Source organism: Spiroplasma endosymbiont of Cantharis rufa, assembly GCF_964019665.1.
Taxonomy (GTDB): domain Bacteria; phylum Bacillota_I; class Bacilli_A; order Mycoplasmatales; family Mycoplasmataceae; genus Spiroplasma_A.
Map to the genome: position 1 here is coordinate 722,018 of NZ_OZ026459.1, position 15,013 is coordinate 737,030.

The following is a 15,013-nucleotide window of genomic DNA, read 5'->3' on the forward strand; positions in this document are numbered from 1 at the left end:
AGGATAGTCCTATCCTTCAGCATTATTTTATTATCATAAAAAATATTATTTTTTTTTATTTTTTTTATGTTGCTGAACAACATTTTTTAAAAGATATAATTGATTTGAAGAAAAGGAATGATTGCATGAAATTAACAAGTACTGAAAAATTAATTTTATTAAAAATTGAAAATGATATTGAAACCTTTACAAGTAAATCAATATCAGAGTTAAGTAAAATTTATTATGCATCTGATGCATCAATTTTAAGATTAGTTAAGAAATTAAATTATAAATCACTAAAAGAAATGCAAATTGAATTTGGTAGTAAATTAAAAATTAATAATATGCTAAATAAATTTAAGGAAAATTTTTTAATTGAAACAAATTCAAGCATAGACGATACAATTTCAAGTATAACTGCATTAAGTCTTTATTCAATTTTTAAAACCGAAGAAACCTTAGATAAAAGAGCAATTGAAAACTTTGTAAATATAATTTTGGAAAGTAAAAATATTTCAATTTTTGGAATTGGAAATTCCAAAAACTCAGCTGCCTTTTTAAATAATCAATTACAAAGAATTGGTATACTTTCAAGTTTGCACGATTCAGTTCATGGATTTTTAATTCAATCAGAGTTTTTAAAAAATAAAAATATATCTATAATAATTTCAAATACATTAAAAACAAAAGAAATAAAATTTGTTTTAAATTTTTTAAAGGAAAACAATATACCATATTTATTAATTACATCAAATGAAGAAACAAATAAAAACTCATTTATAGAATATTCTAAATGCACAGCTCTATATTCAATAAACTCTAAGGAAAAATTTTCATTTCCAATGATAAGTTCATTTTATTCTCAAATATTTATAATTAATATAATATTTAATAGACTAATTCAAAAGACTGAAAATTTTAAAAATAATATTGAGATGGGAAATAAATTGACATTAAAATGAAATAATTCTTAAAAATATTAGCTACATAAATTGTTAAAATTAATATTCAATTTTTTTATAAAGAGCAATTAATTATTATAAAAGTCAAAAATTAAAAAAATCCAAAAAAATTTATTTTGGATTTTTTTTATTAAGAAAATTTTAATTAATTTTAAAAATTTAACTTGTTATATAAATCAATAAAATGTTCAGCTAAATCTATAATAATAATAGCACTTGTTAAATGATCTTGGGAATGTATAAAAAGCAATGAGATATCTAATTTCTTGCCACTTGCTTCTTTTGCAATTAAATCTCCATGGATATTATGAACTTTATTTAATTCAACTTTAGCTTCCAAAATCATTTTTAATGCTTCCTTTATATTTCCATTTTTAGCAATGTTAATTGCTGATAAAGCTAATGATTTTGCATTTCCTGATGTTGCTATTAATTCCATACTTACATTTATAATTTCTTCATTCATTTTATTTGTATTCTCCTAATTTTTCTATATCTTTATACTGAAATAATAAGTCTTCAAGATATCATCTTTGATTTTCTTTTTTATAAACAAAAAAAATAGAACTCATTAATAAATCTTCATTATTTTCATTTTCTTCAATTCTAATATCATTAAAATAAGTATTTGTAAGTGAAAAAATAATATAACTTTTAGATGCTAAAGATTCAATTTGATATATATTTAAATATTTAATTACAACATCATTTTCTTTTTGATAATCATAATATACATTTCTTTTTTCTCTAAATTCTTCACATCTATATATAAATTTTTCAGACGTCCTATCTAATTGGTTACAAACTTCTTCATTATTTTCTTGTATTACAATTTGACTATAATATTTTTTTGTTTTATTTTTATATTCAATATATAGAAAACCCTTAAAGGCAAAGCCTCAAATCAAAATAATAAAAACTAATATTGATAAAATAACTAAAATAAGTTTAATTCATCAACTTCATGACTTTCCATTTAAGTAATTTTTTTGACTGACTTCTCTTTCATTTATTTTTTTCATAAATCTTCCTTAACTATTTTGTAGTAACTAAAACTGATTTATAATTTTCCTCACTGTTTTGATTTATAATTAATTGAATTAAAATATCAATAAGAAATATAAAAGATATTCTATTTCCTTTAATAAGTGATTTAAAATGGTTATCATTATTAAAAACAGATAGGTTTAAATTTGATAACTTTTTAATTGTATTATTTTCAATTCCTGTAAAAGAAATCAAAAACATTTTTCTTTTATTCATCTTCTCAGCAACATAGACCAATTGTTTTGTTTCTCCAGAAAGCGAAAAAATTATAAATAAACACCCGTCTTTTTTTGAATTTGCACTTATAAGGGTTTCTTGAATAACTGAGTCATTTGAAACGCTTGCATTAAAACCTAATCTTTGTAATTTTAGACAAAAATCATAACCTACGCTATAAGTTCCACCCAAGGCAAAAATAAATATTTGTTTTGAAATTATTATTTTTTCAATTATTTCATCAACTTTTTTATCTCTAGTTCATATTAAATTATTATGTTCAAGAATTTCATTAATGTAAGCAATTTCTTTTTTTATTATCATGCCTAATTTTTCATTATCAATACTTTTATATTTACTTTCCATCAAAACACTATTTATATAGTTTTTTACTTCATATTTAAATTCGTTAAATGAGCTATAACCTAATTTTTTGATAAATCTAGTTACACTGCTTGTAGAATGACTTATTTTTTTAGCTAAATCCCTAATATCAATATTATCCATAATCTCAATATTCTCAATAACATAATTTGCAATATTTGCATCAGATTCATTATTTACTCTTATTTTTTTTAATTTTGTTATTACATTTGACATAATTTTACCCCTTATCAATTTTGGATAATTTTTTTTAATCCAGTTATTGAAAAATTATTATCTTTTGAAATTATTATATCATTTTTAAATTCTTTTTTAAACAAAGCTGCAATATGGACATTATTAAATAAACCACCTGTTGCAATAATTTGAGATTCAATTTTTTTATTTAAATCAATTATATTTTTATATTTTTTTACTCTATTAATCATTTGAATAATATATGTATATAATAAATCAATATTAAAATTAGTATTTTTAATTTCTAAAATACTTTGATTGAATCTCTCTTTATAGAAAAACACTTTTTTATTAATTAATTTTGCATTTGAAAAATTAATATTATTCAAATCACCCAAAGTTAAATTCATTTTTGAAATAATTAATTCAATATTATTTGCGCCATTTGATGAAGAAATACCATAAATTCATTTATCATTATATATGGGAAAACAATAATCAAAGTCCGATATAGTATCTACAAATTTTGATGTAATATATCTTATTCCAAGAGTTGTTCCTATTGATAATGAAATGCTATTTTTATTAAAAGTAGATCCAATGGCAGCTGAAGCTCCATCAGAAATACCTAAATCTATTTTTAATAGAAATTTTTTGAGATTGCATTCAAATATTTTTCTTTCAAGAATTAATTGTGGTAATAGTTCTTCTTTTAAATTTATGCTACTTATTATTTCTTTACTAAAAACTCGATTTTTAGAATCAATCAAACCTAACCCAACAGCATCTGATATTTCAATTACTTTCTCACAAGTAAATTTATATAGAATATAACTTTTTAAAGTTGTTATTGAATTATAATTAATCTTATTGAATTTATTAATTTTATATATTGGCAAAAATTCTGAATTTACTAATTTGTTAATTTTTCTATAAAAAATTTTTTTATCTTCATTCAATTTGAAATCTATTTTTTCTAAAAGAGAATGACCTTTACCTATTTGATTATAATTATCATCTAAAAATATTAATGTGTGCATAGCAGATGAAAATATAACAAATATATTTTCATCATACTTATCATTTAAAGAGATAAAATATTTTTTCAAAAATTTAAATAGTTTATCTGCATAAAAGTAATTATCCTTATCAAAATATATATCTTTATTTGAAATTGTAAATTTATCCTTTAATTTTTTGTGCTTATATGTTTCTATTTTTAAATTGGTGGTTCCTAAATCAATAAAAACTTTTAACATTAAAAAATTAGTTTAAAATAATTCCAAGGATGAATTTCGTTAAGTAAAAATAAATATTTGTCTTCTAAGGAACCTACTACATTTCTTAAACCATCATTTTTTATTTCTTGTTTAACAATTTGTAATTCACCTTTATATCTATTGTAAGAATTATTTGGAATAACTATGGATCCTATAGGTATCATATCACCATTGAATTTTCTTGGTTTTATATCCATATCTTTAAACTCTACTCTTGTAATAGTACTTCTCAAAATATTTTGAGATAAATCACCTCTAATAAAATGATTGTTAAAAGATAATATTCTTTTTTCTTGCTCAGTAACTCCATTTATTAACTTGATTTTAAAATGTTTTTTAAAATCAAAGTGTCTCAATATTGATTCAAAGTCATTTATATTTGCACATTGTGTAGAAATATAAATATAACTAGCATAATCATTTGATAATAAATGATTAACTTGCATTCCAATTTCTAAAAATCTATGTATCTCAAGAGTTGGTAGATTTTCACTAACATCCCAAGGACCGTCGCTTTTATGATCTGTTATTGTAACAAAGACCCCAATATTAATACCCATAGATTTTATTTTTAAATTATATTTTTTAAATAACTCATAATCTAATCCAGAATACTTTTGAGGATAAAAGTTATGAAGTGCTTGTAAGTTTTGCTTATTGGCACCATAACTTATAATATTCTCAATTTGCGAATTAAATGTCGAGGGATTTAACTCAATTTTAATATTATAAGGATTATAAGTTAAATTTGCTTCAAAGAAACCATTAAATTGATCATCCAAGCGTAAACAATCAATTCCTAGCTCATAAAAATATTTTAAGTCAGGATTTTTATAATTAATATTAACTGTATCAAATGCAGATTTATTAACATCAATAGTTATAATATAATTTCTTTTTTTTGCTTCTATTATAGTTTGTTTATATTTTTCTAAAAGAGTTCGATTCTTTTTTTCAATAACTCCAATAAAATTTATAAATAATAAGTCAAATGAATATTTACTGGCAAGATCTAAATATGAAACTATCTCCTCAAACTTAAGTAACTCTGGATAAATAGAAATACCTAACTTATTTTTCAATTTAATCATATATTTGACCTCTAATTATTTTATATAATTCTTTTACCTTTTTTATGTTAGTCTCTCCACTATTTTTATCAATAATAGAATTATAAACATGAGGAATAATTAATTTAACTCTGGCCTTAATCGCAATCTTTAGTATTTCTTCAAAATTATCTAAATCAATACCTCCTGTAGGTTCTAAACTAAAATTATTTTTTCCACAAGCATCAGCAACAATTTTATATTCCTTAATAGTTGAAAGACCATTCATTGGAAAAAACTTTATTGAGTCTCCCCCCATATCTTTTATAATTTGAATTGCAGTATTAATTTCAACAACTGCATCCTCGTTATGAACTAATGAACTTAATGGTCCTGTATTTATTTTTACATATCCAGGCTTACCAGTTGGAGAAACAAGACAATTTATAAAGGTATTATTATTTTCAAAATTATCAATTGACAGACCAACACCGGTAAAAACCTGATTTGTATGTGCTGGATTTATTTTCTTGGTTAATCTTGCTACCATATAAGATTGTTTTGGATTTCCAGAACCTAAACCAATACTTATTTTATTATCTGTTTCTTGTTTTCATTTTATCATCTCGTTATATGCAGATTCATCATCTTTAAAATTTTTTGATAAAATTCCGACAACTACGTTTCCCTCCGTAGCATCAATAATTTCTTTTGCATTCTTTATATCTTTTGCTAAGACATTCAAACATACTCTATTTTTATAAAATTTTATTTTTTTATTATTCATATTTATTTCCCCTCCAAAAATAATGAAATAGAATCATTAATAATATTTGCTTCTTTAATATTTATATTTCTAATGTCAATATCCAAATAACCTTGATTGGCAAAATAATCTCTAAGATAAATGGCCACATCACCACTTTTTAAATATTTTGACAATTGTATTGCACTAACTTTACTATTTACTATTTCAAAGCGTATTCTTTGAATACCTCTTGTATCAATATCTTTTTTACATTTTATATTTTTATTTAAATTAAATATTTTAAAGTAAGATTCAAAATTAATATTTTTATTAATTTTATATTTTTTTAAAGCTTCCAGTAATCCAAAAATATTTTCTTTTCCTATTTTCATTGATCTTCCAATAATATCTTGATGTCTCTTAATATTTTCAATGAGCTCTTTATTTTTTCCAAAAACAAAACCAGAAGTTGGCCCTTCAATTGCTTTAGATCCAGAAAAAATAACAACATCTATATCTTTTTTTGAATATTTTAAAATATCTTCTTCAGCAGCACAATCAACAATTAATGGAATACTATTTTTTTTACATAATTCAATAACTTCATCCAATGAAGCCATATTTTTTTGAACACAATGATGAGATACTATATAAAGTACGGCTACTGTATTTTCACTTATACAATATTGATAATCTTCAACAAGACATTTGTTTGCATATCCCGCTTCAATCACTTTTGTATTGACTAAATTTAATAAAGACTCAATTGGAGCTCCAAAATCAATATTGTGACCTTTAGCTAAAATTATCTCTTTTTTTATAGGAATAATTTTATTAACATCATAAATTTTATTTTTATATATTGCTGCACTTGCTGCTAATGTTATACCAGCAGAAGCAGAATTAACAACACAAACATTTTCAGTTTTAATTAATTTTTTTATTTCATCATTAATGTGATTTTTAAACTCTGACATAATAAAGAAGTTATTGCCTGCGTATTCCATAGCTTGAGCAACTTTTGAATTAAACTTTGACACACCCAAAATAGTCATTCTTCCGTCAGCATTAATTACTTTTCTAAATTTATTTATCATTATTATTCACCTCATAAAATTGACCTTTTACAATAACTGCAATGGGAATTATTTGTTCTTCTATCTTTAGAATATTTTCCTTTGAGTCAATCTCTAACTCTTTATTTTTTGTAATTTTAAAAAATGTTAAATTTGCAAAGTTTTTGTTTTTTATTTCTCCCATTTTTTTAATTTTAAAATAACTATATGGGTTTTTTGTAACTCTTTCAATGATGTCACTTCACTTCATACCAATTTTTCTAAATTTATTCATTGTTACAGCAAGAGATTTAACTTTATTATTTTTAATATTTGTTTCGTAAATATCTGTACTTATAATGTCAGTAATAAAATTATTTTTAAAAGCTCCTTTAGCACAATCAAATATAAAACTTTCATTACCATGCCCAACATCAAATAGTATTTTTTTTCTTAGTGCATTTTTTAAATTATTTGTTAATGTAAAATCCTTATTGAAGATTGAATTATTCTTATAGTTAAAAATATGTGTAATTATATCTCCTTTTTTTAGTAATTTTACTATTTCAAAAAAACTTGGTGGTTCATTACCTATATGAACCATTAAGGGTTTTTTTATATTCCTATTTTTTCTGATATTAGAAAAAATAATTAAAGACTCTAGACCAGTATTTAGTGTGACTGAGTTACTCATTCTAGCTTTGTAACCTACAATAAAATTTTTATACTTTTTATTATAATCAATTTTAATATCTCTTAAATCTGATAACTCTGATTGTCTATAAATTCCTTTTTTAGAAATATTAAGTAGTATTTTTAAATTTGTAATATTTTTTTCCTTAATACCTCACATTTTTTCAATCTCATTTATACCAACGCTTCCTGCATCTATTACTGTTGTTACTCCTTTTTTATATCCAATTTCATCGATAATAGAACCATATAATTTATTTTCATTATTGCAATGAACATGACTATCAATTCAACCATAACTAACATATGTATCTTTATCCAAACTTATTTCTTTAAATTGTTCCTCTTTAAATCTTAGTGGTCTTTTCAAAAATATTAATCCCTTTAATACATATATATTCATTAAATTATTATTAATATCTTTTATATTTAAAATTTTTAGCATTACTTAATATCTCTTACCTTATTTAATAAATAATCTTTTAAAAGAATAACTTTATTAATTATTTTTGAATTGAAAGCACTTTGCAGTTTTTTATGTTCTTTTTTACTTATTTCATTTAGTGTTCTTTGTGACTCTAGATATCAAATATTTGTAGGATATTTTCTACTATTATTTTTTGTTCTAATAAATATTTTTGTTAAAATAGTTTGATTAGAATTTATATTAGCAATTTCTAAACACTCACCCTCTTTATACTCAGTAATTATATAATTTCTTATATTTTCTTTTGTATCAGCAATATTTAAATTAATTCCCTTCTTTAGTTTTTCTTTTTTAAAGTTTTTTGTTTTTAAATTTAAAAATAAATATTCTAAAAACTCTTCTCAGAACTCAGAATTAGTTAAATCAATTTTAAAGAAAACCTCAGATGAAAAAACTCTATTTATTTCAGAGATATTATTTTTAAATAAAACACTTTCAAATTTATTGATCTGTTCTAGTTTCATTTTTTTCATCCTTTTTTAATTTTTTAAATTTATCAATATTAAAAACAACTTCTAATCCAGTAAAAAGAAGTAAGAAAGATCATATTACAAATCCAATAATACTATTCAATAAAATTCCAGCTATGAAAAATAATATGAAATAAATAATTCATTTTATAGCACTAAATTTTTTTCTGTTAGACCCATAAATAAAAGACCCAATTACTAAAAAACTTAAACCAAATAATAGCATTGTTGAATTGTTATCTCCAAATAAATTTCTAGTTCCACCTCACTCTTCTCAAAGAATTGTAAAATATATTATGTATAAAATAATTGTAAGAACTGCTAAAACAATAACCCAATTATTACAATATTTCTTTAAATCTTTCTTTTGTCTGACTATTGAATCTTGATTTATTTTTTTCATAATTTAAAAAATCCTCTCCTTAACTTTATTTTGCTTTAATAAGTAATACATATAATTTAATCATCAGGGCAAATAAAAACTTATAAAAATAATTAATACTATTATGGGAAAAAATATTGCAACTAATCAGCTTATACCAATAAATAATACTAATCCTATAATTCCAATAAATAAATTTTTACCTTTTAATTTCCCCTCATATTTTTTATAAATAAGAACAGCCCCTAATCAATTAATAAAACTCAATAAAGTGAAAATTATTAATAAAGTAAATGTATTCACCTATAAAACTCCTGACTCACTATCTAATTTTTCTTTTTTTAGTAAAAATCTATCATATGCTAGTGTAAATGGAAATCAAATTAGAATTGATGATGCTAATACAATCAACGCAGCTATTGAGGATTCCCATTGATTACCACTTGCAAAGAATGCTCCCAATGGTCCTGGCATTGTTCAAGGAGCCATTGTCACTCAATGAATACCAAATGTAATTTGCAATAAGTATCCTATTGTTGCTGATACAACTGGCCCTAATACAAATGGAACTCACATAAATGGATTTAATAATATTGGTAAACCAAATAATATTGGTTCGTTAATATTAAATATTCCTGGTACAAGACTTGTCCTTGACATAGATTTTAGTGTAGCAGATTTGGATATAATTGAACCAACAATAACAAGACCTAAAGTATTTCCTGCTCCACCTACTTGGGCAAATCATTGAAAGAATGGTTCTATAAAAAAGTTAGGAATTTTTTCACCGTTCTTAAATGCTTCTTGGTTTTCTTCCAAAGCAATTATTCAAAAGGGTCTTGTAATGGACTGTACAAGAGAACCTCCATGAATTCCAAATCATCATAAAAACACAATTAAAAATATAATAATTAAAGCTCCTAGTAAATTACTTACCAGAAAGTTTCCCATTGGTGCCAATGCATCTTTAAGAAAATTTGCTAAATCAAAACCAACAATGTATCTAATAAATCCTATAATCAAAGCTCCAAAAAAAATTGGAACTAGCGCTGAAAAGGAATTACTTACAGCATCTGGAACTTGCTTTGGTAATCTAATAGTTATTCTATATTTAAGACAAACTCTATAAATCTCTACACAAATTGTGGAAGAAACAATTGCAACAAAAGCAGTTGAACCTCCTAAATCTTTTATATTAATTCATAATCCGCCTCTTAAAATACTAAAAGATACACCTGTTTTATCTAATAATTCTGCCAATTGAGCCGCTTCTTGTTCGGAAAGAACAGTTACATTTAAAGATAATGGCAATATTCACATTATGTATCCCATTGCTCCTATAACAGCACCTTGAGTTGAACTCAATCTGCTTAATCTGGCAAGTTCAGAACCAATACCAATTGCCATGTACAAAGCCATAATACCAAAAGTAAATCTATTAATTAGATCAAAAGCCACTTTTAATTGCTGTGGAAAAAGCGTAGACAATAATTGTCCATCTCCAGTACCTATTGGAATGCTTGAAATAATCAAAAATACGCTTCCTACTAATATAAATGGTAATGCTGCCATTATTCCATTTCTTATGCCTAATAAGTGCCTTTGAGTACTAATTTTTCCAAAAAATGGTATTAATTTATTATTCATTCAAATTTTTAATTTTGAATCTTCTTTAGAATCTTTACCTTTTGAACTCATTATATACTCTCCTTATTTTTTTCTCAAAATTGTGCAATAGAATTAAGATTGAAATACTGAGCATCAATTTGAATCATTTTAATTTTTCCATCAACATCTTCTTCAAGTTTTGAATACATATGTTTGATTTGTGGCGATACAAGTAATATTGAATAATCTTCTAAATAGTCTAATCAACTTGTATCAGTCATTATGCCTTTGGCTTCAAATTCAATATAACCATTAGCACACTCATTTAATTTTTTTGCAATCATTGTAGTTGAAATCCCACCGCTGCAAACTAATAAGCCTTTTTTCATATAATACCTCCAATGATATTTTAAAGGAAAAAATTTTGATAATATTCTTATATTTATGAAAATATTTCCAATATTAAAAATAAAAAAACTAATACTCAAAGCCACATTATGACTATTCATATTAGTTTTAAAATAAATTTCTATTAAAGTTCTTCACCATTTGTTTTAATTAAATTTTGATATCAATAAAAACTATCTTTTCTATATCTCTTTAAATCTTTTAAATCAAATTCATCTCTGTTAACATAGACAAAACCATATCTCTTTTTAACTCCTTCATGAGTAGACACTAAATCAATTGCACTTCAAGGATTATAACCAAAGATATCAATTTTATCTTCAAGTATAGCTGCTTTAAGTTCTTTTAAGTGAACTTTATAATACTCTATTCGATAGTCGTCATGCACTTTACCATCTTTTGTTAAAGAGTCATATCCTCCAATACCATTTTCAGTAACTATTAAAGGCAATTGATATCGATCTCAAAGTTCTCTGATTGTATTTCTAAAACCTAATGGGTCTATTTCTCATCCAAATTGAGTTTTTAATAAATTATTATTTTTAACTTGTTCATACATACCCTTAACACTTTTTACTTTTTGCTGATCGGGTAATTCATCAAAGACTTCATCACTTTCAGGCATTTTAGCAGTAGAAGAAGCATAATAATTAAAAGCTATAAAGTCTGGTTTTGCTTTCTTAATTATTTTCATTTCCTCATCACTACATTCAAACATTGAGTTATTTGCTTTTAAATAATTTATAACCAAAGAGTTATATCTACCAAAAACACAAGTATCTAAATAAAATCAGTTTCTCATAACTCTCATATTAAGTGCTGCAAATTGGTCAATGGGTTTATTTGAGTTTGCATAAACACTAGAGATATTTGGAGCAGGACCAATCTTACCATTTTTAACAATTTCATGACATAAATTAATTGCTTTTGCTTGTGCTAACATCATATGATGATTTACTTGATATATATTTTTAAGTTTATTACCTTCTTTTGGTAAATTTATTCCAACAATTTCACCAAATAAAATCATGACATTTTGCTCATTTATTGTTAATCAATGCTTTACTCTATCACCATATGATTCAAATAATACTTTTGCATATTGTTCAAAAGCATTAATTGTTCTTTTATTTAACCAACCTCCATCAATATTTAAACTATGTGGTAAATCAAAATGAAACATAGTTATTATTGGAGTTATTTTATACTTTATTAACTCATTAATTAAATTATTATAAAATTCAATTCCTGCTTTATTAACTTGCCCATCACCTTCAGGTAAAATCCTTGTTCAAGCAATTGAAAATCTATATGACTTAAATCCCATTTCTGCCATTAAAGCGACATCTTCTTCTCAGAGATTATAATGATCAGAGGCTATTTTAAAATCAGTTGTTCCTTGCGGAATATTTGTTCGTGTATCTTGAATAGATTTTCCTTTACCTTCTTGATCGTAACCTCCTTCAAATTGATAGGCACTAGTTGATCCACCCCATAAAAAACTATTTGGTATTTTGTTTGACATATTTTATTTCCTCTCTTGTTTTTAAATTGAGAATTTCCTTTTTTGTTCATTCCATATTATTAACTTCTATTAATTCATATGCAATATCAATAGAGTTAAAAGCATTTAAATAATTTTTTTTATAATCCTCTAATATTTGATTTTTATTAATATTTAATTTATCAATAAAATTTGAAATGTCCTTATATTTTTCTATATTAAATTCTTTAACTTCTTTCTCACAATTAACTAATTTCAATTCAAGTTCTTTAATTTCTTTTAATAGCTCATTAAAAGTTTCAGATAATTTTAAATTATTATATTTCTCTGCAAAATAATTATATTTTTCTAAGTCTCTATATTCCAACTTCAAGACTTTGTTATAAAGTTTTTCCTTTTTCATTTCAAATTTGTTAATTATATTTTGTTTTTTGATTTGTTTCTTTTGTAAATCAATTAAGTTGTTTTCATAATTTTTATAATTTTTATTAAACGCTTTAATAAGTAAAGTTTCTTTTACTAGTTGCTCTTTTAGAGATTTTAATTTTGCATCATCAAAATCAAAATTTAATTTAATTGTTTTTAATAAAAGCTTATTGTTTTCTCTGAAAGCAATATACTCAGATTTACGGTCTTGATATAACATCAATGTTAAAATTAGAGCTGTGAATAATGAAACAAATCCAGCTAAGATACCAAATACCATTCCTCATCCAATATCTAATCCCATTCAAGACATAATACCAGTTCCAGTTCTTCTATATTGAGCAACTTCTAGTATACCTGCAACAAAACCACCAACTAGTGAACCAACACAACCAAAAATAAATGGTTTTATTTTTGGTAAATTAATACCATAAATAATTGGTTCAGTCACTCCAAACATAGCCCCAGGTAATGAAGCAAAGATTGCTTGTTTTGTTTTTTGATTTTTAGTAATAAAACTTAAAGCTAAAACAGCTCCAATTTGTCCCATAATAGCTATTTGTAAACAAGCATACATTGCTGATGGATCTCCATCATTCATTGGTAATGTAATAACAGTAACTACAGCAACGTGAGTTCCTGTTAATACAAGTGGTTGTCATATCATTGCAAATATCGCCATACCAATACCAAATGGAATTTTTCCTAATAGAATTACAAACTTGGCAATAAATTGTTCAATAATTCTAAAAAATGGTCCTACTGTAAATAACATTATTAAGAATGTTGATAAAAATACTAAAGCTGGTCTAAATACAATATCAACTGAAGTTGGCATTCATTTTTTAATTCAATTATTTAGAAATACTAATAATAAACCAGCACATATCATTGGTAACACTGTACCTTCATAAGTTTTAATAACAATGGGATTTCCAAATACTGTAAATAAAGTTCAACCACTTCCAAATAAATATCTACTTGTTAATGCAGCGCCTAACCATATCGCAAGTCATGGATCTCCATTAAAATATTTCACAGTACTACATAAAAATACAATTCCAACCAATTCAATTCCAACTTTTGACATAATAAACATCAAGGCACTAAATAAATCTAACTCCATTACTGATTGACCAGGAGCTGGATTTGAAATTACACCTGAGATTGCAAGAATGGCTTGCAATCCACTAATTACTCCTGTTCCAATTAAGATTGGAATAGTTGGAAAAACAATAGCTGTAATTGCTCCCATAATTTTTTGTTTTCTTGGAACTTTAGTTACTTTTGTTTTTTCATAATTTGTTGATTTATTTTCAATTATTTTTTGACATTCATCTTTAACTTTATAAACTTCTCCACCAATAATTATTTGAAGCTCTTCACCATTTCAATTAATTCCTTTTGTTAATTCTATTTCTTTTAAAGCCTTTTCATTAACAAGACCTTTATTAATAATTTTAAAACGTAATCTTGTCATACAGTTATGCACAAGACTTTGATTATTTTTACCACCAATGGCAGTTAAATATTGCAAGGCAAGAGTTTTATATTTACCTTCTCTTTTTTCAATTTGAATTTTTTTATCTTTAACTATTTTGGCATCTTCAATTTCTATCTCATAAATTAACTCTCCCTTTTTAACTTTTTTTCCTTCATTTTTAATTGTTAATTTATATTTTGAAACAGAATTTAAATCCACTACTACAGGAGTAACTTTTTCTAGATTAGCTTTTTCAATTGTTTTTCAATCAACTTTAACAATTTCATCACCAAGAGTAACTTTTTCACCTTGTTTTTTTGATAATGAGAATGGTTTACCTGAAAGTTCAACTGTTTCTAAACCAATATGCATTAAAACATTATAATTATTTGTTGAAAAATATATTGCATGTTTGGTATCTGTAATCAATTCTATTTTTCCATCTTTTACTGGCGAGTAAAAAATATCTGAACTTGGTTCAATATAAACTCCATCACCTAATGATTTACTTGCAAAAACAGGATCTGAAATATTCTCAATCGCCTTTACAATCCCATCAACTGGAGCATAAATCTTTATCTTTTCCATATGTTTCCTTTCTTATTAGAATTTTTTCTAACTAATAATAATTTTAAGAAAAAAATGAAAAATA

General features: G+C 24.0%; 15 protein-coding genes. 1 reads left to right on the top strand and 14 read right to left on the bottom strand.

All coding sequences use genetic code 4. The annotated features are described in order from the left end of the window. Positions 1-125 precede the first annotated feature (125 nt). Complete coding sequence (locus tag AACL15_RS03160) at positions 126-956, top strand: MurR/RpiR family transcriptional regulator (protein WP_339033358.1); 831 nt, start codon at positions 126-128, stop codon at positions 954-956. 139 nt (positions 957-1,095) lie between these two features. Here AACL15_RS03160 and AACL15_RS03165 read toward each other — a convergent pair whose 3' ends face one another. From AACL15_RS03165 to AACL15_RS03230, 14 genes are all read right to left on the bottom strand, one after another. Next, positions 1,096-1,410, bottom strand: coding sequence for a PTS lactose/cellobiose transporter subunit IIA (locus AACL15_RS03165; RefSeq protein WP_339033360.1), 315 nt, complete (start codon positions 1,408-1,410; stop codon positions 1,096-1,098). 1 nt (position 1,411) lies between these two features. Next, a complete protein-coding gene (locus tag AACL15_RS03170) occupies positions 1,412-1,966 on the bottom strand; it encodes a hypothetical protein (RefSeq protein ID WP_339033362.1) in 555 nt (184 codons plus the stop codon). Between the two features lie 13 nt (positions 1,967-1,979). After that, positions 1,980-2,807, bottom strand: a complete 828-nt coding sequence (locus tag AACL15_RS03175; protein WP_339033364.1) for a MurR/RpiR family transcriptional regulator — start codon at positions 2,805-2,807, stop codon at positions 1,980-1,982. 11 nt (positions 2,808-2,818) lie between these two features. Beyond that, entirely contained in the window at positions 2,819-4,027 is a 1,209-nt protein-coding gene (locus AACL15_RS03180; RefSeq protein ID WP_339033366.1) for a hypothetical protein, read from the bottom strand. Continuing rightward, a complete protein-coding gene (locus AACL15_RS03185) occupies positions 4,027-5,139 on the bottom strand; it encodes a MupG family TIM beta-alpha barrel fold protein (RefSeq protein ID WP_339033368.1) in 1,113 nt (370 codons plus the stop codon). Before AACL15_RS03185 ends, AACL15_RS03180 begins: the two co-directional genes overlap by 1 nt. Then, positions 5,132-5,884: a 2-dehydro-3-deoxy-phosphogluconate aldolase gene (gene dagF / locus AACL15_RS03190; RefSeq protein ID WP_339033370.1), complete on the bottom strand. Its 753-nt coding sequence runs from the start codon at positions 5,882-5,884 to the stop codon at positions 5,132-5,134. The genes AACL15_RS03185 and dagF overlap by 8 nt, the downstream gene beginning before the upstream one ends. 2 nt (positions 5,885-5,886) lie before the next feature. After that, positions 5,887-6,942, bottom strand: a complete 1,056-nt coding sequence (locus AACL15_RS03195; protein WP_339033372.1) for a hypothetical protein — start codon at positions 6,940-6,942, stop codon at positions 5,887-5,889. Next, positions 6,932-8,038 carry a hypothetical protein gene (locus tag AACL15_RS03200; protein WP_339033374.1) on the bottom strand — a complete coding sequence of 369 codons (1,107 nt, stop codon included), beginning with the start codon at positions 8,036-8,038 and terminating at the stop codon, positions 6,932-6,934. The genes AACL15_RS03195 and AACL15_RS03200 overlap by 11 nt, the downstream gene beginning before the upstream one ends. Further along, positions 8,038-8,544, bottom strand: a complete 507-nt coding sequence (locus tag AACL15_RS03205) for a hypothetical protein (RefSeq protein WP_339033376.1) — start codon at positions 8,542-8,544, stop codon at positions 8,038-8,040. Before AACL15_RS03205 ends, AACL15_RS03200 begins: the two co-directional genes overlap by 1 nt. Further along, positions 8,522-8,953: a hypothetical protein gene (locus AACL15_RS03210; RefSeq protein WP_339033378.1), complete on the bottom strand. Its 432-nt coding sequence runs from the start codon at positions 8,951-8,953 to the stop codon at positions 8,522-8,524. Before AACL15_RS03210 ends, AACL15_RS03205 begins: the two co-directional genes overlap by 23 nt. 282 nt (positions 8,954-9,235) lie before the next feature. Then, entirely contained in the window at positions 9,236-10,630 is a 1,395-nt protein-coding gene (locus AACL15_RS03215; protein WP_339033381.1) for a PTS sugar transporter subunit IIC, read from the bottom strand. Continuing rightward, positions 10,630-10,929 carry a hypothetical protein gene (locus AACL15_RS03220; RefSeq protein ID WP_339033383.1) on the bottom strand — a complete coding sequence of 100 codons (300 nt, stop codon included), beginning with the start codon at positions 10,927-10,929 and terminating at the stop codon, positions 10,630-10,632. The genes AACL15_RS03215 and AACL15_RS03220 overlap by 1 nt, the downstream gene beginning before the upstream one ends. Before the next feature lie 143 nt (positions 10,930-11,072). Then, the gene (locus AACL15_RS03225; protein WP_339033385.1) at positions 11,073-12,473 is read right to left on the bottom strand and encodes a glycoside hydrolase family 1 protein; all 1,401 of its coding nucleotides are present in this window, start codon (positions 12,471-12,473) and stop codon (positions 11,073-11,075) included. Further along, the gene (locus tag AACL15_RS03230) at positions 12,451-14,949 is read right to left on the bottom strand and encodes a glucose PTS transporter subunit IIA (protein ID WP_339033387.1); all 2,499 of its coding nucleotides are present in this window, start codon (positions 14,947-14,949) and stop codon (positions 12,451-12,453) included. The genes AACL15_RS03225 and AACL15_RS03230 overlap by 23 nt, the downstream gene beginning before the upstream one ends. Between the last annotated feature and the right edge of the window lie 64 nt (positions 14,950-15,013).